The organism is Bacillus sp. SIMBA_074 (genome assembly GCF_046534555.1).
Taxonomy (GTDB): domain Bacteria; phylum Bacillota; class Bacilli; order Bacillales; family Bacillaceae_G; genus Bacillus_A; species Bacillus_A mycoides.
In genome coordinates, this window is record NZ_JAWRYM010000026.1 from 54,204 (window position 1) to 72,775 (window position 18,572).

Here is an 18,572-nt window from a genome sequence, read left to right on the forward strand (position 1 = left end):
TTCCATCTTTATTAATACTCTCGCCCATGCATTTGTTGCATCATGTATTGCTTTCTTGCTTGCTCTCTTTCTTGAGATAAATGTGAATGTTCTTCAGAGTGAATCGTATCATTCCCAAGATATCTTTTCCCACTGTTAGGATTGATTTTTGATTCTTTCACCTGTTCTTCCCCATCCCCTATTTTCACAGAACCTATCGTTTTAACAGATTGCATGCGATATATCTCTTCTTCAGCTTCATTATCGTCAATAATTCCAACTGTAGGAATAAAACGAAGTTCACCATCTTCATATTTTTTCTCTTCTACATATTGGATTGGCGCAATTCGTTTTTCTTCAACATCTTCATAATCAATAGTTGTATAATAGGCGTTTCCTTCTTCAACATCTTTCGGGTTTACTTCTTCCGGTACAAAATATCTATCATAACCTTCCATGTAAAAAACTTCTTCATCTTGCTGCAATGGTTTACCTGTCGATTCACAATAAATAACATCAGCTTCATCTACAGGATAAAGCCCTTGATACTCAACATCACCGTTCATTACCTTTTTATGAGCTTCTGTTATAGAGTGATTAATGTAATTAAGGGTATGGAATACCGAATTATTGAAATCAAAGTTACTATGATTATCCTTCACATATTCAGAAGTACACTCTACTTTCATGTTTTGTTGTCGATCAAAAGAAACTTTTGCAATAGGTGTATTATAAAATTCTGTTTTAACAAGAACTGCTTCATAATATGGTTCAAGTGTTTTTGCAATAGCTTCTAATTCTTGAAGTTCCTCTTTCGTCCCAAACTTATTAACAACGGTATATAATTCTCCTAGACTCAAGCGCATTTCTGGACGAATATCTTCTATAACTCGAAGATCTTCAGATAATTGGATTTCATATTGCTCCCAATGTTTTTCCAAATCAATCCCTAATTTTCCATCGATATAGCGCTGTGCTTGTTGCTGAATGTCTGTTACTACTTCAAAGTTATCCATTATTTTCTCTTCTCCTTATCGATTATAAATTTAAAATAAAAACACACCTTTTCAATTTCGGGTGTGTTTTTTATCTCTCCATTTGTTGCATATATGCCATGCGTGCCATTCTTCTCTTATCTTGTTGTGTATCATTCACAGCTGTATCTTCATTTCTTTCTGTTTCTTTAGATAAAAAATGGTCAACCTTATCCTGTTGTTTCTCACCAATTACAGTACGATCTACTGCTCTTAGTTTTTCAGGATTAGATTGACCTCTTGTTTGTTCATTATAACTACTTATTTCCTTCTGCAATGCTTGTTTTACTTCATCCGATAAATATCCTTTTTCATCTAATATTTGCTCATACGGAGACTTATATCCTCCATCCCCTAAATCTAATCGATCCATTGTGATTACTTCCATTCGTTGAAAATCTTTATCCATTTCTTTTGGTAGAATTATATGATAGCGAGTTTTATCATAAGGAACAAATTCACCTTTCTCTCTTGCTTTTTCAGATTCAATATCTATTTCTGCAATTCGTTTCCTCATCATTTCATTTGCTTCACCAAAAGGAATTGCTTTGTTTGTTTCTAAATCCGCTTCAGACCATTGGATAACAACCATAGGTTTCTTAATTTCATTATGATTTAACGCAATACAATTTACTTTATTTACTTTATTGAACTCTTCAATATACTCTTTATCATTTAGAGACTTAGCGTTTTCTACATCATTATAGGATTTATCTCTACCTGCTCTTTCACGTAAATCATGCACAGTTACAATTTCCTCTTCAGTACTCGTTAAAGCGCCATAGCGCACTAAATATACATCCTCTATTTCTCCTTTGCTTTGCTCCATGTTCTTTTCCATCTCCCTTTGTAGTTCAGACATCTTCTGATCAATGGTATTAATAAAGCTACTTGCTGTTTCATGAACACGCATTATAGATTTATCTTTCTCTTCTATATCCTGTCCATTTTTTGTCCATTGAGCAATGTAAGGAACCGTTACTTCACTAGTATCCATACCATAATGCTTACATACAACATAAGAAGTTAACTCCGCTTCAAATTCTTTTGTAGGTGTATGATCAGAATGATCTACCTTTACATTGTGTAACTTTGCATGTGCTAATTCATGTATAGATACAGCTAATTCTGTTGTTTCAGTGTTTCGAGTGTTCATAACAATCTCGGAGCGAGAACCATCGATAGTCTGAACATACGAACCGTGAATATTTCCTAATTCATCTATTAATGCATCTCTATCCCCCATCATCTTAATTTTTATATTCTCTTTTTCCGCCAGGGCTTTAATACCCAACTTCAATAGGTCTTTATTTTCTTCCGTCACTTCAAAGTTGAACTGTCGATTAGGAAATATTTTAGGCAAGTCTTCAGGTTTAGCATTCGTTTGCGAAATATCAAATGCTGTAGCTTTTAAATAATAAGTTGTTTGTGTTTGTACCTTCAGCTCACCCTTTTCCACTTGTCTTTTCTGTTCTTCCGTTAAATTTTTCAAAGGAATGGCTGCCTTTGTTTTCGGGTCTCTTACATATTCTTTCATATAAGGATGAAATACTTTCATAGCCTTTTCACCCTTATTCACATGAAAACCTGCATCTTTAAATGTTTTATAATTCGCACATGCATAAGAGTGTTCGAACTGAGATTTAATTAATTGCATGTTCCTAGGAGAATAATCACTAAACTTAGACATGAAATTGGCCAACTCTAACATATCTTCAGGTGACGTATAGTATTTTGTTATATCCGCCAGAACTTTATCCATAACTTCTTTTGTTTCTTCTTGAATTTGCTCTTTTGTCTTAGGTGTAAAGTTTTTCTTTTTGTAAGCCATTATCCAATCACACCTCGTTCTTCATCATATTCAACAAATGGCAAGCTCTCATTTGCTGATGTTTCCTCCATTAATCCTTCATACATTGCTGCATCTTCTTCAGAAACATTCACTACGACTTGTTTATAAAACAAATTCTTTTGTAGGTGAACCTTCTTCTGTACTTGATCTACACGGACAATCATATATAAACTTTTTTGAGACATTTTTACACTACCTTTCTAGTATTAAAACGAAATTTAAAAATATATTTTTTCGTAAGTTCTCTGACCCTTGATCCAGGAGAAGTTCCAATCATCTAACGTTCCTGAATATGATTCTTTAAATTTAATGATTGGGCCATTCATTGTACCCTCTACAGTAATACCAAACCCTTTGTCAAAAACAGAATTCCCCTCATGTTTTTTCCACACTTCAAATTCCGTAATTTTATATTTTTTAGCAAACTCCTTTATGTTTTCTAGTAACCAATTCTCATTCACTTCTTCAGTTATATTTTTTTCACAATCAACCTCAAAGCACTCTCCATAATCATCCCCTCTTATTACAAAATTAGGCTCTCCTTTCTTTATGTAATTTTCTATCAACCTCCTATTTTCTTCATTCCGACTAAATCTCACACTTGAAACAATTGAGTAGCAAACTTTCCCTTCCATGTAGTAAGACCTCCCATTTTTATTAAATAAAATACTAGTCTTATCTTTATAACCCAAGTTTCGAGGCAATTTCTGCACCTCTTTTTTTATTATGCTCTTTGCTTTCTTCAATCCATTTTTTTGCGTTTTGGTCGCTTAAATGTCCTACTTTATCTAATTCAACAATTAAGTGTTCGACTATATCTAATGGTAAAACAAGCTCTATATCACGTCTTATAAAGCCCCTATCTGTTCCAATTACCACTAAGGTGTCCTCTTCACCCCAACCTCCTGTACCTATAAAGTAAGAAAACCAATCTATCACTGATAGTAAAGTTATTAAATGATATTTATGAACCCTTGTTCCATTCCATAGTGGTATATACGTGAAATTCGAATGTAAAATTACATCCATAAATATTCGTTGTCCCTTATTTAACGGACTATCACTTTTTTCTTTAAGGTATTCTAAGCGATCTTCGATATCCCCTAACAATGGATATTTTTCATTAAAATGCTTACTACCAATGTTCGCACTTTTAAGAATTTCATCAAATCCAATTTCACCTTCTAGATAAGATACAAGTCTTTCTTTTGAAAATATTTCGATGTATCTACCATCAAAGCCCTCTCCATCTAATATCGTTTCCTCAAAAAGTAAAAGCATTGCTGGATTATGAACAATTTGCAAATCGATTTCTAACTGTTTAATTTTTTTTACAAAATTCATTTTCGATCACTCCTAATTCCTTTATCTAATATCATTTTATTTTTCATACACCTAGCCTTTTCATACAGATTAATAATCTCGACCATTCATTTGCTGCATCATATATTTGTTCTATTGTGCTTCAATCGTATGCTCTCGTGTGAAATAAGAGATACTTTGTGCGGGATAGTTATCTACATTATCAAATAAATCCATATTATTTTTCATAATGTCCATAAACTCATCTTCTGAAATTTCCTTAGGTTCCAAAATGCCTTCATCCAAATCCTTTGTATAAAAATCTATTTCCCATTGTAATGAATAACCACTTTCTATTAACAATGGAATATTAGGTTTAAAATTTAATATATTTTCTATATCAATAGAACAGCTAATTAAATCTGTTAAATAACACGAGTTACCATTTTTAAAATAAAGTCTTTGGTCATTTAATTCTTCAGACTCAAATAACTGCTCATTTCCTACATCATCAAAAACTTTAAATAGTACATTAACGCTCATTGAACCGATAAAATCATCTTTATAAGAAAATGATTTACCTGCTAAAAACAAATAGTCATAACCTAATCTGTATTTTTTCATATTACATTCTCCTTTATTAAATGAATTTAATAACCCATTTCTTGTTCTCTTGCTATTTGCTGTTGTACGCGTTCATAATCTCTTTCTGCACGCAATTTACGTAAATCATCATCTATAACTCTCTCTATATTTCTAATATCCTTCTTACTTAAAACAGGTGGTTTATACTTTGAATACCTCTTACTCTCTTTATCACTTTGTCTATTTTCATCTTCATATTTCTTCTTTATCTGCTCATTTTTTTGTTGAAATCGATACATAGGATTCTCATCATAAGGTTTCTTTTTCTTCAATTCTTTCAATAAAGAATTCCCCATACGCTTATACACATCTCTTATTTGATTCTTTTCATAGTCTTTATTGTCCCGTGCCGTATCACCATATAAACCTTTTTGAAACTCAGACTCATTCTTTACTGATTCTTTATATTCCTTGAAAACAGGATTATCTTTCATTAATAGGCTTGTTAATTGATCGATTTTATTTCTTGTTTCTTCAGGCATTCGTTTACTCCCATAAGCCCAATCTTTTTTATTACTCGGTAATCCTGCATAAATCTCACGTAGTAAAACAACATCTTTCGGCTGTTTTTTCTCTCGTGATTCTTTTAATTCTCCTTTTATTTCTTGAACCAAGTCATTTCTTAAAGTAGAAATTCTGCTTAACTCATTCGTACGATCCACTAAAGAATGAGCAAACGTTGACTTCATATTATCTAATGTTTTTTGTTTTCGTTTTCCTTTTGGTTCGTAGTAAACAACACCATCTATTTCAGTTGTAACCAATTGTCGTCTATTCTCATGTTCGACTGTACCAAAGTGAATATGAATATGTTTCGTATTACGATGAATGGAAGCGAACCAAAACCCATTATTCTCTTCAATGTGTTCATCTTTAAACAATTGTTCCATCATTTTACGACTTGCATTTTGAATTCGATTTTCATCTAATGTGTCAGTACGTGGATCATACAACTTATTTTGAATTAAAAAGTCTGTATCAAATGAAACAACATCTTGATAATAAACTGAACCATTTTTTTGTGCTTCTCCTACTATTCCCTTAATATCAGACAAATCTTTTTGTGTGATATTAGATTTGTTTTTTGAGAAAACACCTGAAAGAATTTCCTTCTTACCATCCTCCATTTGTTTATCAGGAGTAAGATCTGCCATATGTTTTTCTAACAAATCCAATTCTTCTTTTTCACTTAATGAGATTTTTTGTTTACTTTTCAGTGCATAGCTTCTTCCCATATATGAAACGTATTTTTCAAAGTCCTGAGAGGACTGAAATAATTCAGGGGAAGACAATATCACTTTTGCTTCCCCTTCTTTATCTGATGTTTTTTTATTTTTCACGGAAGAATGTACGCCTCCAACTTCCATATCTACATGATACTTAGCTTCTTGTACTCGATGTAATTCTCTTAATTCAGTAGGAGTTAATTCTCTATCTGTCTTTAAAAGCGCTTTCTCTCTCGTACAATAATCAATATAAGTCGTGAAACTTTTTGCATTTGGTATCGTATATTGAGAAGTTAAAATTATCCCTGGTGGTTTAGCCATTACTTAATCCCTCACATTTCACGCCAATTATTTATGCCAATTCAGACATCCTATGTTCAGGTATTTGATCCCAAGAAATTTCATCAAAGTATTCTGTACCATCAACCCAAACGCTCTTATGTGGAATCCCATTTCGTAATGTAATCTTATCTTTATCTGAAATGAGAGCTATATTCTCCTTCGATTCAGTGGAAATAGAATTAAATAGTTCTTCCTCATTATTTGCGTTAATCGTTAATTTTCCCTCAAAATGATTCTCTACTTTTTCTTGTTTCTTTGCTTTTACATTTCGCACTTCTGACTTTTTCGTAACAGCCGAACCTATCCGATCTCGAATTTCTTGTTCTGCATCATCCCATGTTAAATCACTTCCTGAACGAGAAAGTAATTCTAAAATCAAAAGTATTAGTACATCCATTTGCATCCTGGATTTGTTCTCTGCTTTTTCTAATAAAGCTACCTTTTTTATTAAAACAGATAAATCATCTTGTCCATCCTGCTTTCTCATCTCTTCATCTAACAGTAAAATTGCATGTCGAAACACATCGGCTTCCTTTGAAAACTGAGGGAACTTTTTATGATATGTCTTCACAATATCATCGTGTACTTTATTTCCTCTAAACTGAAATAATTGTTCATATCGATCTCTTGCCAATTACTTTATCCTCCTTTTACTTTTCTGCTATTACCTGAATTACTTCATTATTGGAATCTATATATTCTTGCAACATATTTGTTTGTCTCTCCAAAGTTATACTTAAATTTTTAACAGCGGTATCGAACTGATCTTGTTTAAATTCAAACAAAGAACGTTCTACTTCATTTTGAATTAAATTTTTTAAATACTCTTGTCGTGAATATTTTCTATTTAACTTAGCACTAATTAATTCACATCTTCTGTCAATCTCTTTAATATAAGCTGTATCAATACCTCTCACTAAAACATTCCTCATTTTCGAATCCTCCAATCACATAAAAGAGCTTAATTCGTCATCGAATTAAGCTCTTTTATTGCTCTCCAATATGATTGAATGGCTGCCATTGCATGTTCTTCATCTGGCAAATTTGCAATCATCATGTAACTTTTACCGTCATATTCTATTATTCGCTCACCCTCAAAAACTTCAATTTCATCTTTCTTAATTTCTCTAAACAATAAGAAATTATCTCCATCTGCATTTTGTATCAAATAATTTGATGGTTTAATTTTTGAACCTTCGAACTCCTCTTGTGGTGGCGTAATCACTTTCGTAAATAAAGCCGGTTTATTAAATACTGCACTCATTTTCATCTTCCTCTCTCAACTCGTAAGATCAAATTCGTTAACCATTATGTTGCAGTAAATTCCCATCCTAGTAGATAACCCCTAGAATAATAAAAGAGCATAAGGAAACCCGATATCACTTTGTGGCCAAAGTGATGAAATAGGCTGTGCCTATTGGGTTTCTTTATAAATTCATGTGATATCTCCGATATCACATTTGTATGTGTTTTGTATGCGTTTAAAGGTGATTTGTATATGTTTTGTATGTGTCTGTATGTGTTTTGTATGCGTTTTGAATTCACTTTTTTTACTTTTTATCTACAGTTTTTTTCTTTTCATCCAGCAAATCAATCTTCTTTTCTTTTAATTTGATTTCTTCTTTTAACGTTTCAATTTCCTTTTTGTTTGTATTAATTGTCGTGTCATTTGCTTTCATTTCGTTTCCTGTTGTTCCTTTTTCACCTTCTGTTTGGAAGTCCATTTCGCCTCTTATCTTCTCATTGTTCGTAGCTATTTGTTTGTTTGCTGAAGTTTTCAGCTGAATTTTTTTCTCTAATTCTTTAATTTCTTTGTCCAAAATATCTTGTGTTCGTTCAATATATTCCTCTTCATACGCAGTAATAGTTTGAACTTTCAGCTTCTCATTCATCATTTTTGGACTTTCTTTAATGTATGTTTTCATTCCTTTTTCTTTTAAATCGCCTGGATCATTTTCTAATTCTGGATGTATATATTCAGGCTTAATCGTTGAAGCGATCACACCGAAATCTTCAGGAACGTTCGTACTAATAACGACTAAATAATCATCACTTGGTCGAAGTACTTTTGTTTTCACATCATTTGTTTCTTGCTTAATGTATCGATTTTCTACTTTATAATCTAAATTACTTAATGATTTTGAGTTATTACTATCTGACTTAAATGCATAATCAATTCGTAGTGTTTTATTTTCTGGATTGTATTCTTTCTTAACAATCGCAGCCTTTACATCGTTCGTTAACAATTGGTATTCGTTTAATTTTCGTTCCTCAAATTCATAATTCGCACCACGCAACAAAGGAGAAATACAAATGAAAAATAACACTACGAAGAAACTACATAGCGTTATTCCATACATATTTCGAATCGCATTGGGCGATTTTCGTTTATCTTTTTTCTCTTTATTTTTAAGAAACATAGACCTTATCCTTTCTTTTTTTCGCCTTTTTCACAATTTTCACATCCTCTTGTATGTTATCTAACTTATAATTTGTGTACTTCGGAATTTTACTTCTTGGGTTATAATGACGGACTAATAACCATTTGAAATTCGTTCCTTTATTGTAATCAAACCAATCACAAATCACTTCTTCATAGATTCTTTTTTTCTTTCGCAACTTTAAAATTAAATACACACCGTCTACCGAATAATCATGTTTGGCTTTTAAATGACTTAATTTCTCTTCATCTATACGCATGATTCATGTCTCGTTTCCTTTCTATATCAATTTTTATTTAAGCGGATATATGCTTACATCCACTACTTTTATTGCGTTATCTTTCTTTTCCAATGTGACCTTCATAAAGTTATGAACATCTGTTTTTCCATTTTCTAATCCTTCAATTGTGTATTTCACATCTACTAATACGGAACATTTTTGATTGATATCATTTGAATTATCAATGAACATCACCGTTTCATTTACTTTCGATTTAAACCCTGGATCACCACCATCTTCAACATTCGGTGCAATACGAGCTACTAAAGATTGCTCTGTCATTTTCATTAAATTGTTTCTTCTTTCATCTTTATTTTTCACTGAATAGTCGAGATATGCATGTACAAATTGATTCGTCACATCTTTATATTCTTTTTCAATATTTACGTGCGCTTGTTTTTCTTCTTCCGTTTTTGGTTTGTTTTGTTCTGTCATTTTTCTTTTCGCTTGATCTAATTTATTTTCTAATGTTTGAATTGTTTTCTCTTTATCTTCAGCTTGTGTTTTCAATTCCACATTTAAATTATCCATTTCTTTTTTTGTTTCCAATCCAAAATACACGTTATAAGAGATGGAAGCTACTAGTAATCCCATGACAATTTTCGTAAAGTTATTCATTTTATTCACTCCAATTTTTATTTTTATTATTGTACTCTTCTAATACCTGCAAAGTGTTGCATCCAATATGAGCTATTCCATGTGTGATAGCCAATCCCACTACTGTTGGAATCATACATCGTATTTTGATCAACATAGATTCCAACATGACTCACATGATTCGGTCCACCATATGTCCCTCTAAAGAAAATTAAATCTCCTGGTCTAGCATCTTTTAACTCTACTGGCTGTGTAGCATCGTATTGTGTTGTGGCAGACATTGGGATATTAATTCCCATTGTTTTATATGACCAATATGTTAAACCGCTGCAATCAAACCCTTGAGATGCGCTTTTCCCACCCCATACATATGGATTCCCATTGTACTTTGTAGCTTCATTCATAACCCCTTTAAAGAAGTCTGAACCATCAGGAATACTTCCTCCACCACTAAAACTTAGATACTGTTTTACCATCTCAGCATAATAAAAGTTACCGCCATTGATGTAGCGATAACCACCATTATATGCAAATGCAACAGCCTGACTATATCCAATTGTTGTTCCATTTTTGTTACCACCAGCAGGTGCAACAACTGTTAAAGAATAATTATCAGCAGTCTCTAAGGAATGCGTTTTATTATTTGCTGCTAACCAATGTACATAATTACGCCCAAAGTTATATGTTTGTACAATGGCTAATAAATCATTAATCCCTAACATTTTTGCATCTTCAAATGCGCCCTTTAAATGCATAACACCATAATAAATAGAATCTTTCGGATTAGAAATTGTGTTCATTGTCCACCCTTGTGACTCACTTGACTGCATAATATCAGGTAGCTTCTCTGAAATACCATTACTTTCCACCATAATAATTGCTAACACATACGGGACTAATTCAGGTACACCTTGCGCTGTACATTCTTGCTCGACCATATCTTTCCAACGTAACACTTCAGGAGGTAAATTGGTGTTAGTTGCAACTCCACCTGTAGAAGTTCCTCCTCCTGTAGAACTTTGATTCCCATTAGAAATAACTCCTATTAACATGACCAAAAAAAAGATAGCTCCTAGAACTAACAGTCCTGTTGAGCTACCTAGCAAACCCGCAATCCATTTCCAACGTTTTGCTTTCTTAAATTTTCTGTTCATCTCTAACATAGAATTACCAGCATCGTTCATTTTATTGACCACCTCTAAAGCGTTCTAATTGCTCTTTATCTGGATCAAACATAACGTTATATGTTTCACTACCACTAATTTGTACAATTGCGTTACCTTGCTGTAATGTAGGCATTTTTTCATAATCAGATTCAGTAAACGTTGTTCCAATTGCCTTACGCAATACATTCAACACCGAGCTATCCATATTCAAAAAGATTTTATACTGTGTTAACTCAAAAATAGATTTTAATGTTGCTGAAGTTAATTGTACTCCTTCTGGTGGCAACATATCACCTGGTGATTGTGTCGCAAAAAAGATACCTGCTTTAAACTTACGCATCTCCCTTTGGAACTCTAAAACATATTTATTCGCAAATTCATTTTCTGAATTGATTACATTATGGCACTCATCCAAAATAACCATGAAGTATCGAAGGTCTTCAATCGATACCTTTTTTACTTCATCCAAATACTTCATTCGACGCCCATTTTTTAAAGCATGACTCCAAATAAACGTTAATGCCGTAAACAATTGACAGTGAAAAACAGGCTTATCATATTTTGAGATGCCATCAATATCAAAGAATACAATTTGTTCATCTTCAAAATTAGCGAATGTTGTATGGCCATTAAACATTTCTCCATAAGCATTCGGATCAATCATTTCCTCAACTTGACTTTTGATTCTCTCAAAATCACGTATACGTTCAGGAGTTGCATTTGTATCTAACTGAACTGTATGTAGATAACGATAAAACTCTTCCATAATCGGATAAGATTTTGGATCTAACCCTGTAATCTTCCGCCCTTTTGCTGGTGTTAAATTACACTTATCATAGAATGCTCTTAAATGCTTGCGAAACTCTGTAAGAGCCGTATCTGTTAGCTCCTTATTCAAAAAGCGCAACATATTAGATACTTTTGACAAATGGTTTTGAAACGACTTACTTTCAAGTACTTTCGTACCTGCTTTATTTGTAATCGTCGCAAATATCTCTAAAGGATTGATTAATCCTGTTTCAATATCTTCACCAAGCCTTGGATCTTTTTCTTCAAATTCTGCTTCTCCACCACTTAAATCTACATATCTTCCACCTTGTTCTTTTACGATTTCATAGTAATCCCCGGCTTTATCAAACCCTCTAATAAAACAATCTTTCGCAACTAATCCTTCTAATAATTGTTTTAGTAATGTAGATTTCCCAAATCCCATCTTACCTAGGACAAACCCATTAAAGAATTTTCTTGTTGGTGTAGAAAAGAAAGGATCTAATATAAAAGCTCCCCCTGTTGAAGTTTGTCCAAAGTAAATCCCACGTGGATCTTTTAGAGCTTGATGATGAAACGGAACACCATAACCAATATTTTCAGAAGGAACTGGATTACCAACCGACACATTAAAATACTCTCGTTGTACATCATAACTCGCAAACAATGAAGTCCAATCTTCTTTTTGCTTAAATACAAAAACTTGGGACTTATAATTATTTCCTGCAATCTCTTTCTTAATATCTTGTATTCTCTTTTCTAATTGTTCCAATACTGAATCATAGAAAAAGATTCGAGTTTTTACTAACTTAACGACCTCACCTTTTTGTGAAATCGAACGAGCAAAGCTAACTAAATTATCTAATTCCCAATATGCATCATCACGGTCTGTCGCTTTTCGTTCTGATTCCCCACGATCTTTTAATTCACCAATAGAACGATTAATATCTTTTAATATTTCTTCTTTATTAGCTGTCGCAATATCCATGGAAGAGACTGTGTTCTTATGATTTAATAACTGCGTTAACCATAATGGACTAATATCTTCAGCTAAAGAATACACATATAAACAAGCTACATAGCAATCACCTGTAGCGATATAGCGCTCATTAAATTTAATGCCACCTTGCGGCTGCACCCTTGAAATAAAATTTAAATCATAACCTTCTGCTTTATATTTTTCTTGTTCTTTCTTTGATAACTTAACCATGTTGTCTTTCGCCCCTTAATGTGAATTTTCTACCTTTCCCCATCTTTCCTAACATGATGCCATTAACATGTGCACTTTCTTTCGCTATATCAGATGGAACAATTACTAAAGGGTTTATTTTTGAATGTATACCCAGGTATATCCCTTTATCTCCTGTTTGTAGTTTTATAGATTGCTGTTTACTCATTTTTCTCATCCTTTCTTTATTACATTTCCGATTCCATATTGTGCAATTTATATATTAATTCTTCCGTTTCTTTGATACTTAATCTCTTCAATTCTAACTCTCTACCACCATAGCGAATTATATCTACGATATTCTTCTGAATTTCTCTTTCACTTTTCCCATAGACCACAAAAAAGAAAGAGAATTCTTCCAAATTCTTTTCTACCCAAATAACACGCATTAAATTCTCATTAGCCAATTTATAACGGTATCTAAGCAACCGTATTTGTTCCTCTGTTACATTCCCATTATTCATTCTGGAACGATAGCGTAACGCCATACGCTTCCAATACGCCTGTTGTTCTGTAGTTTCGGACAAATATGTCATCCCTATAACTTTAAAAGGTTCATGATAGACTCTAGATAAAGTTGTTAGTCGGCTCATAACTCTCGTTAAATCATCTTGATGCATGGATAATAAATCTGTTGTTTTCACTTTTAAAAACGCTTGATATTGATCTCTAACATCAATAACCGCACCTGTTTTTCGATCCATTCTTTTATATTGAATGGCATCTAATACAGATGTAGTTTCTTTCCTTTCTGGTGAAAGAAATGGTAAAACCGTAAAAATTATATTTTGTTTACTTTCTTTCTTTTCTTTTTTCCTTGCCGTACCATTCTGCATGTCCATCTTCCCCTTCTATATAAAAAAGAGCAGGATTTTATCCTACTCTTTTTCGACTTCTGCTATTTTGTTGTGTAATGCTATTGAATTCTGTTATTTCTATTGCATCGAATTTTCTTCTATCCATTTTAAACATATCCTTTATAACTTTCATATTACGATTGGTAGGGCTACTAAAAGGTCTTATACATAAAAAGACACCTAAAACAGCCGCCACAATATACAATGAAATTTTACCCACTGCACCAAGTAAAAGAATTTTTGACAAATACGATGCAAGTATCATTATACCGGCGATTATTCCTAAATCAAATAAGTAGAAAAACGTTAGCTTAATTTCTTGTTTGGTATTTTTAGGATTCCGTTTCATTTTCTACATTCACCTCACTTTATAATTTTATAAAAGTATAAAATTATAAGATTATAAAGTTATAAAATTATATTTTTATACTGACATCTTTCATCTATCCTTATCTATCTCAGCTTTATATTTTTCCAGTGCTTTTTCAATCAAACTCAGAAAATTCATCATTGTAATTTTAAATTCACAGGTTACACACTCCTTAATTCTAGGTGTTAAATTATCAATCCCTTTATAATAGATTCTAGCAGGATGATCTACTGGTAAAGTAGCCAATAGTTCCTCATAACCACCAACTGCTTCAAACTTTGTAATCTCTTCTTCATTCAAAACCACTAATGATAAAAATGATTTATATAATTGTTTTCTTGCAGCAGTGAAAAATGGTTCACCACCTGTTAATTCTGTTCTTTCATACCCTTCATACAGCTCAACACCTACATCAAACATTTCTTGCTGTTCGTTATTAAATCTCATTATAATCACCTCTACTATTCCCTATTTATTTCTCCAATCAATAAAAGATCTTTCTAAAACAGACATAAAAATATAGAAAGTTATTCCCATCATAAATAGTGAACTAGACATCGCTGCAATATGATGCCCATTCATTTGTTCAGTCCCTCCAAACAAATTATTAGAAAAAGGAAAATACATTATTGCTCCTGATGAGTGAAGTGCCCATATAAACAAAGCGAATATCCAACTAAATAAATATATTTTTACAACGCTCTTTAACCATGTATACAGTGTTTTAAATGGAATCAAAGATTCATATAAAACGAGTTTTTTTCGCTCTTCGAAGTCCCAATCTTTACTCCTAAAAAACTTCAAAAACTTTTCCACCTCTGGAATGATGCCATTTTCTTTACAAATTTTTTCTGCTTTCTTCCACGCCAACTTAGTTAATACGAAAGAATTCAACACAAATAATTTTGTCCACCGCTTCTCTTTCCTTAATCGATAAAGTGCCAAAACAAAAGATAAATCTATTGCCTGTTCTTTTTCTGTTAAATCCGTAAATTTTGGAACTAGAACTGTATACACACTATCTATTTTTCCATTTTCGTATGAATAAGTCGTCTCCATTAAATGAGACGCCAAAAAAGGACGAGCTATTGATAAATTAAAACTCTCTTCTACTACTATTCCTTCTGCATCAATCAACCGTAATATTTTTCCCTTAGGTGATTGAACATCTTCTTTTTCTAGTAAACTCACTCTCATCACTCCTTTCGAAACAAATAAAAAGAAGCAGTTTTCACATGAAACTACTTCTTTTGAGATTTCTTATTTTTTCAACTCGCCAACTACCATTAATCGTTTCTTACCATCTGCATTACATGTAATTAGAGTAACCAGGTTCTTCCCCTCTTTATCTTCAATGACATCAACTTCCCTGGCGTCAATAATTCTTTTCTCCACAACAACATACTCATACGTTTCTTTACCATTTGATAAATAAATAGAGGCCCCTTTTTTTACACGATCTAAGGGGCTAAATAATAATTTAGGATTGTTCATATGATGCGATGCCATCGCATAGTTTCCTTTTCCAATTTCTTGAGTCGGCTTTAATGTGCCAGCTCCAACCGACATAGCGCTATTCGATACACCTTCCATGATAGGAAGATTTATTTTTACACTAGGTACTTTAATAGTTGCTACGACAGACATTTTCTTGTTCGCAGCCTTTACCTTGTTCTTTCCTCTTTTCACCACTCACCTCTAAATAAAAAACTCTACACAATCATATTCCAACTCTTCAAAGTTGTTTTTCTAACTTTCCATTGTTAAAATATAATCATATTAATATGAAAGAAGGTAATAAAATTGTTTATGAATCTTAATTTCGAATTATCCATGTCAATCAGGAATGTTTTAGATTCTAATTTCAGTACTAAAGAAATTAGTGACCAATGCGATATTTCTTATACTACAATTAACGAACTAAGAAGTGGAAAGAGAGAAATAAGTAAATCTAGTCTTCAAATTTGCCGTTCTCTTTATAATTTCGCTGTTAGACACCACTTAAATCAAGAATTTCTTGATTCTGAAAAACAAAAAGGAAACCACAAATATATTCAATTACCTATCCCTATCAGAAAAATAATGGTTTCATTTGAACCTCACGACCTTTTCGCTTATGGAATCTTAAAAACAAACAATACAAATTCTAATTATCCTAAAAAATTAGACACTCTGGAACGTCTGCAACTCTCTACTAGTGTGTTTATAACAGATCAAGGGAAAATATATGATACAAGCGAATTTGGACACCAGTTTAATTGCCGTTACGGAGGAACAGGTCCTTCTAATTTTGTTCGTTTTCTAGAAAAATATAGTAAACTTTCTACACAGGAATTAGAACATGTCATATTCAGTAATAGTGTTGTAGAGTATAATTTCGAATTAGATGAAATAAAAGGTTTTTCTTCTAAAATTCCTGAAGGAGCAACTAATTTTTATTCATTAAATGGTAAGTTAATTATCATTTTAAATCATTACGACAATCATATTAGTCGACCAAAAAGAGACGAAATCACTCTAGAATCCGCAGCTCGCGATGTCCATTTTTTACAAACAACCTTAGAAAACTATTACGGTAAAACTTCTCAATTAAAATCAATAAAATATATTCCAAATACTAAAATTACAAATGATTCAATCTATAACAGAAACATTTATAACGGATATATTCATTCAAACAATGATATTCAGATTGTTTTAGAATACTCTGATTACGAAATTTGGTTTCCTTATTGTATTTCTCAAACAAAAGGAGATATTTTTATGAATCATCAACTACATTCGTTTATGGAGAATATAGGGATTAAATATACCCCTAATCAAAAGAATATCATTGGCAAGGTTATTGACAATAACACAACAATTAAAGACATTATGACACTGCCTATTTCATATTCGGAGGACAATCACTAATATTTTTTCTTGTAGCGATTGCACCATAACAAACCGTTTGATTAGCCATCTGAATCAAACGAAGCATTTTTTCAATTTCTTTCCATTCTTCTGTATACATCGTTTTTAATAGCTCAATGTTTTTAGAAAGAATGCAAATCACTCTATCCTCCTTGTTTAGAGCGTGAAAAAATGGTAATAGATCACTGTTATTTTCATATTCTAAATTTTCGATGATAACGATTTTATTTGGATTTTCAAATGAATGGTTTAGATTTACTTCTTTATTCTGTAAAACCAGTACCTGATCTCTAACCTCTGGTCGAACATAGTCTAAAACAAATTCTTCTACTGAACCACCATGTTTAAATATGAAAACATTTCTAATATTCATTGAAACCACCTCATTATATTCGTATTTAATTAAAAGAGTGGCAGACATAAAATCTACCACTCTCCTTTAATAAAATTATTCAGTTTGCTTTTGTTTTCTAGCAACAAAGAACATGACCCCTATTACCCTTTCAACTCACCAACTACGAGCAATCGTTTCTTACCATTTGTATTACATGTGATTAATGTCACCAGGTTCTTTCCTTCCTTATCTTCAATCACATCAACTTCCCTAGCATCAATTATCCTTTTTTCTGTCACGACATGTTCATAATCCTTCTGTCCATCGGACAAATAAATAGAAGCCCCTTTCTTCACACGATCCAAGGGGCTAAATAGTAATTTAGGATTGTTCATATTATGCGATGCCATCGCATAATTACCTTTTCCTATTTCTTGATTCGGCTTTAATGTACCAGCTCCCACCGACATAGCGGTATTTGATACACCTTCCATAATAGGTAGATTGATTTTCACGCTAGGTACTTTAATGGTTGCTACGACAGACATTTTCTTGTTCGCAGCCTTTACAATATCCTTCATTGAAATTGGCGTTACATCTTCAAAATTATATGTTACTTTCTCTTTCGTCACTGATTGCTTTTTTTGTAGAACTTTTTCTTTCTTCGCTTCATCACTTACACCTTGTCCATCTTCTTGATGATCTGCCTGTATTTCTTTCATCTTACTTTCCGCTATATCACTAACAAGGCTATCCTTCATAAAAGGATAGCCCAGACTCAAAATACCTGCTCCTATAAGAAGAACCGATAAATACTTATATGTTTTTTTCTGTTTCTTCTTTTTACGAATGACTATCCCACTCATTTTTTTACACCACCGTCCTTCTTAATCTTTTAATTGATCAAAGCGGCTCTTTGCTGTTCCTCTCCGCTTAAATGTTGGTACACCATGGCGTTGTGACGCTGTATTTTCATGAACTTGTTCTTTTACTTGAACATCTCTGTGAATCGTTTGTGATGCTCCTCTAATTGGAGAATCCACTGTTCCTCCATCATTTATATTATTCTTCACTTCTACGTCTCTGTGAATTGTTTGCGATGTTCCTCTAATTGGAGAATCCACTGTTCCTCCATCATTTATATTATTCTTCACTTCTACGTCTCTGTGAATCGTTTGTGATGCTCCTCTAATTGGAGAATCCACTGTTCCTCCATCATTTATATTATTCTTCACTTC

The 18,572-nt window shown here is 32.6% G+C and carries 24 protein-coding genes and 1 pseudogene; 1 reads left to right on the forward strand and 24 read right to left on the reverse strand.

The window, feature by feature from the left end; genetic code table 11:
• Positions 1-11 precede the first annotated feature (11 nt).
• From SB773_RS22565 to SB773_RS22665, 21 genes are all read right to left on the reverse strand, one after another.
• Entirely contained in the window at positions 12-995 is a 984-nt protein-coding gene (locus tag SB773_RS22565) for a hypothetical protein (RefSeq protein ID WP_410592235.1), read from the reverse strand.
• Positions 996-1,065: 70 nt separating this feature from the next.
• Positions 1,066-2,844, reverse strand: coding sequence for an LPD25 domain-containing protein (locus SB773_RS22570; protein ID WP_410592237.1), 1,779 nt, complete (start codon positions 2,842-2,844; stop codon positions 1,066-1,068).
• Positions 2,844-3,050 carry a DUF5511 family protein gene (locus SB773_RS22575; RefSeq protein ID WP_410592239.1) on the reverse strand — a complete coding sequence of 69 codons (207 nt, stop codon included), beginning with the start codon at positions 3,048-3,050 and terminating at the stop codon, positions 2,844-2,846. The genes SB773_RS22570 and SB773_RS22575 overlap by 1 nt, the downstream gene beginning before the upstream one ends.
• A gap of 33 nt (positions 3,051-3,083) precedes the next feature.
• A complete protein-coding gene (locus SB773_RS22580) occupies positions 3,084-3,500 on the reverse strand; it encodes a DUF5514 family protein (protein ID WP_410592241.1) in 417 nt (138 codons plus the stop codon).
• 46 nt (positions 3,501-3,546) lie between these two features.
• The gene (locus SB773_RS22585) at positions 3,547-4,209 is read right to left on the reverse strand and encodes a hypothetical protein (protein ID WP_410592243.1); all 663 of its coding nucleotides are present in this window, start codon (positions 4,207-4,209) and stop codon (positions 3,547-3,549) included.
• 111 nt (positions 4,210-4,320) lie between these two features.
• Positions 4,321-4,791, reverse strand: a complete 471-nt coding sequence (locus SB773_RS22590; RefSeq protein WP_410592245.1) for a hypothetical protein — start codon at positions 4,789-4,791, stop codon at positions 4,321-4,323.
• A 26-nt stretch (positions 4,792-4,817) separates the two neighbouring features.
• A complete protein-coding gene (gene mobP2, locus SB773_RS22595) occupies positions 4,818-6,359 on the reverse strand; it encodes a MobP2 family relaxase (protein ID WP_410592247.1) in 1,542 nt (513 codons plus the stop codon).
• A 31-nt stretch (positions 6,360-6,390) separates the two neighbouring features.
• Complete coding sequence (locus SB773_RS22600) at positions 6,391-7,014, reverse strand: hypothetical protein (RefSeq protein WP_410592249.1); 624 nt, start codon at positions 7,012-7,014, stop codon at positions 6,391-6,393.
• 16 nt (positions 7,015-7,030) lie between these two features.
• Positions 7,031-7,312, reverse strand: a complete 282-nt coding sequence (locus tag SB773_RS22605; protein ID WP_410592251.1) for a hypothetical protein — start codon at positions 7,310-7,312, stop codon at positions 7,031-7,033.
• Between the two features lie 29 nt (positions 7,313-7,341).
• Positions 7,342-7,644: a hypothetical protein gene (locus tag SB773_RS22610; protein WP_410592253.1), complete on the reverse strand. Its 303-nt coding sequence runs from the start codon at positions 7,642-7,644 to the stop codon at positions 7,342-7,344.
• Positions 7,645-7,930: 286 nt separating this feature from the next.
• Positions 7,931-8,800, reverse strand: a complete 870-nt coding sequence (locus SB773_RS22615) for a hypothetical protein (protein WP_410592255.1) — start codon at positions 8,798-8,800, stop codon at positions 7,931-7,933.
• Positions 8,790-9,080, reverse strand: coding sequence for a DUF5513 family protein (locus SB773_RS22620; RefSeq protein WP_410592257.1), 291 nt, complete (start codon positions 9,078-9,080; stop codon positions 8,790-8,792). Before SB773_RS22620 ends, SB773_RS22615 begins: the two co-directional genes overlap by 11 nt.
• 33 nt (positions 9,081-9,113) lie before the next feature.
• On the reverse strand, positions 9,114-9,719 hold the full coding sequence (locus SB773_RS22625; protein ID WP_410592259.1) for a hypothetical protein: 606 nt from the start codon (positions 9,717-9,719) through the stop codon (positions 9,114-9,116).
• Between the two features lie 26 nt (positions 9,720-9,745).
• Entirely contained in the window at positions 9,746-10,882 is a 1,137-nt protein-coding gene (locus SB773_RS22630; RefSeq protein WP_410592262.1) for a bifunctional lytic transglycosylase/C40 family peptidase, read from the reverse strand.
• 1 nt (position 10,883) lies between these two features.
• Positions 10,884-12,842: a VirB4 family type IV secretion system protein gene (locus SB773_RS22635; protein ID WP_410592265.1), complete on the reverse strand. Its 1,959-nt coding sequence runs from the start codon at positions 12,840-12,842 to the stop codon at positions 10,884-10,886.
• Positions 12,835-13,029, reverse strand: a complete 195-nt coding sequence (locus SB773_RS22640; protein WP_410592267.1) for a hypothetical protein — start codon at positions 13,027-13,029, stop codon at positions 12,835-12,837. Before SB773_RS22640 ends, SB773_RS22635 begins: the two co-directional genes overlap by 8 nt.
• 19 nt (positions 13,030-13,048) lie before the next feature.
• The gene (locus tag SB773_RS22645; RefSeq protein WP_410592269.1) at positions 13,049-13,702 is read right to left on the reverse strand and encodes a hypothetical protein; all 654 of its coding nucleotides are present in this window, start codon (positions 13,700-13,702) and stop codon (positions 13,049-13,051) included.
• 31 nt (positions 13,703-13,733) lie between these two features.
• On the reverse strand, positions 13,734-14,066 hold the full coding sequence (locus SB773_RS22650; RefSeq protein ID WP_410592271.1) for a DUF5592 family protein: 333 nt from the start codon (positions 14,064-14,066) through the stop codon (positions 13,734-13,736).
• Positions 14,067-14,156: 90 nt separating this feature from the next.
• Positions 14,157-14,534 (reverse strand): hypothetical protein, encoded by a 378-nt coding sequence (locus tag SB773_RS22655; protein ID WP_410592273.1) that lies wholly within the window; start codon positions 14,532-14,534, stop codon positions 14,157-14,159.
• A gap of 21 nt (positions 14,535-14,555) precedes the next feature.
• Positions 14,556-15,278 (reverse strand): hypothetical protein, encoded by a 723-nt coding sequence (locus SB773_RS22660; protein WP_410592275.1) that lies wholly within the window; start codon positions 15,276-15,278, stop codon positions 14,556-14,558.
• Between the two features lie 69 nt (positions 15,279-15,347).
• Positions 15,348-15,776: a class A sortase gene (locus SB773_RS22665; protein WP_410592277.1), complete on the reverse strand. Its 429-nt coding sequence runs from the start codon at positions 15,774-15,776 to the stop codon at positions 15,348-15,350.
• 114 nt (positions 15,777-15,890) lie between these two features.
• Here SB773_RS22665 and SB773_RS22670 point away from each other — a divergent pair, with 114 nt between their 5' ends.
• The gene (locus SB773_RS22670) at positions 15,891-17,000 is read left to right on the forward strand and encodes a hypothetical protein (protein ID WP_410592279.1); all 1,110 of its coding nucleotides are present in this window, start codon (positions 15,891-15,893) and stop codon (positions 16,998-17,000) included.
• On the opposite strand, the gene SB773_RS22675 is transcribed toward SB773_RS22670, so the two are convergent.
• The 3 genes and pseudogenes from SB773_RS22675 to SB773_RS22685 form a co-directional block, all read right to left on the reverse strand.
• Positions 16,972-17,373: a hypothetical protein gene (locus SB773_RS22675; protein ID WP_410592281.1), complete on the reverse strand. Its 402-nt coding sequence runs from the start codon at positions 17,371-17,373 to the stop codon at positions 16,972-16,974. The genes SB773_RS22670 and SB773_RS22675 overlap by 29 nt on opposite strands.
• A 122-nt stretch (positions 17,374-17,495) precedes the next feature.
• Positions 17,496-18,200 carry a class A sortase gene (locus tag SB773_RS22680; protein ID WP_410592283.1) on the reverse strand — a complete coding sequence of 235 codons (705 nt, stop codon included), beginning with the start codon at positions 18,198-18,200 and terminating at the stop codon, positions 17,496-17,498.
• Between the two features lie 21 nt (positions 18,201-18,221).
• Positions 18,222-18,572: pseudogene (locus SB773_RS22685) on the reverse strand (hypothetical protein); the annotation flags it as partial.

What these genes read in the sequence shown, in the direction of transcription:
- SB773_RS22615 (WP_410592255.1), bottom strand. Translation starts at nt 8,800, where the DNA reads ATGTTTCTTAAAAATAAAGAGAAAAAAGATAAACGAAAATCGCCCAAT.
- SB773_RS22645 (WP_410592269.1), bottom strand. Translation starts at nt 13,702, where the DNA reads ATGGACATGCAGAATGGTACGGCAAGGAAAAAAGAAAAGAAAGAAAGT.
- SB773_RS22585 (WP_410592243.1), bottom strand. Translation starts at nt 4,209, where the DNA reads ATGAATTTTGTAAAAAAAATTAAACAGTTAGAAATCGATTTGCAAATT.
- SB773_RS22565 (WP_410592235.1), bottom strand. Translation starts at nt 995, where the DNA reads ATGGATAACTTTGAAGTAGTAACAGACATTCAGCAACAAGCACAGCGC.
- SB773_RS22610 (WP_410592253.1), bottom strand. Translation starts at nt 7,644, where the DNA reads ATGAGTGCAGTATTTAATAAACCGGCTTTATTTACGAAAGTGATTACG.
- SB773_RS22680 (WP_410592283.1), bottom strand. Translation starts at nt 18,200, where the DNA reads ATGAGTGGGATAGTCATTCGTAAAAAGAAGAAACAGAAAAAAACATAT.
- SB773_RS22625 (WP_410592259.1), bottom strand. Translation starts at nt 9,719, where the DNA reads ATGAATAACTTTACGAAAATTGTCATGGGATTACTAGTAGCTTCCATC.
- SB773_RS22575 (WP_410592239.1), bottom strand. Translation starts at nt 3,050, where the DNA reads ATGTCTCAAAAAAGTTTATATATGATTGTCCGTGTAGATCAAGTACAG.
- SB773_RS22640 (WP_410592267.1), bottom strand. Translation starts at nt 13,029, where the DNA reads ATGAGTAAACAGCAATCTATAAAACTACAAACAGGAGATAAAGGGATA.
- SB773_RS22650 (WP_410592271.1), bottom strand. Translation starts at nt 14,066, where the DNA reads ATGAAACGGAATCCTAAAAATACCAAACAAGAAATTAAGCTAACGTTT.
- SB773_RS22675 (WP_410592281.1), bottom strand. Translation starts at nt 17,373, where the DNA reads ATGAATATTAGAAATGTTTTCATATTTAAACATGGTGGTTCAGTAGAA.
- mobP2 (WP_410592247.1), bottom strand. Translation starts at nt 6,359, where the DNA reads ATGGCTAAACCACCAGGGATAATTTTAACTTCTCAATATACGATACCA.
- SB773_RS22590 (WP_410592245.1), bottom strand. Translation starts at nt 4,791, where the DNA reads ATGAAAAAATACAGATTAGGTTATGACTATTTGTTTTTAGCAGGTAAA.
- SB773_RS22635 (WP_410592265.1), bottom strand. Translation starts at nt 12,842, where the DNA reads ATGGTTAAGTTATCAAAGAAAGAACAAGAAAAATATAAAGCAGAAGGT.
- SB773_RS22620 (WP_410592257.1), bottom strand. Translation starts at nt 9,080, where the DNA reads ATGCGTATAGATGAAGAGAAATTAAGTCATTTAAAAGCCAAACATGAT.
- SB773_RS22570 (WP_410592237.1), bottom strand. Translation starts at nt 2,844, where the DNA reads ATGGCTTACAAAAAGAAAAACTTTACACCTAAGACAAAAGAGCAAATT.
- SB773_RS22655 (WP_410592273.1), bottom strand. Translation starts at nt 14,534, where the DNA reads ATGAGATTTAATAACGAACAGCAAGAAATGTTTGATGTAGGTGTTGAG.
- SB773_RS22605 (WP_410592251.1), bottom strand. Translation starts at nt 7,312, where the DNA reads ATGAGGAATGTTTTAGTGAGAGGTATTGATACAGCTTATATTAAAGAG.
- SB773_RS22580 (WP_410592241.1), bottom strand. Translation starts at nt 3,500, where the DNA reads ATGGAAGGGAAAGTTTGCTACTCAATTGTTTCAAGTGTGAGATTTAGT.
- SB773_RS22630 (WP_410592262.1), bottom strand. Translation starts at nt 10,882, where the DNA reads ATGAACGATGCTGGTAATTCTATGTTAGAGATGAACAGAAAATTTAAG.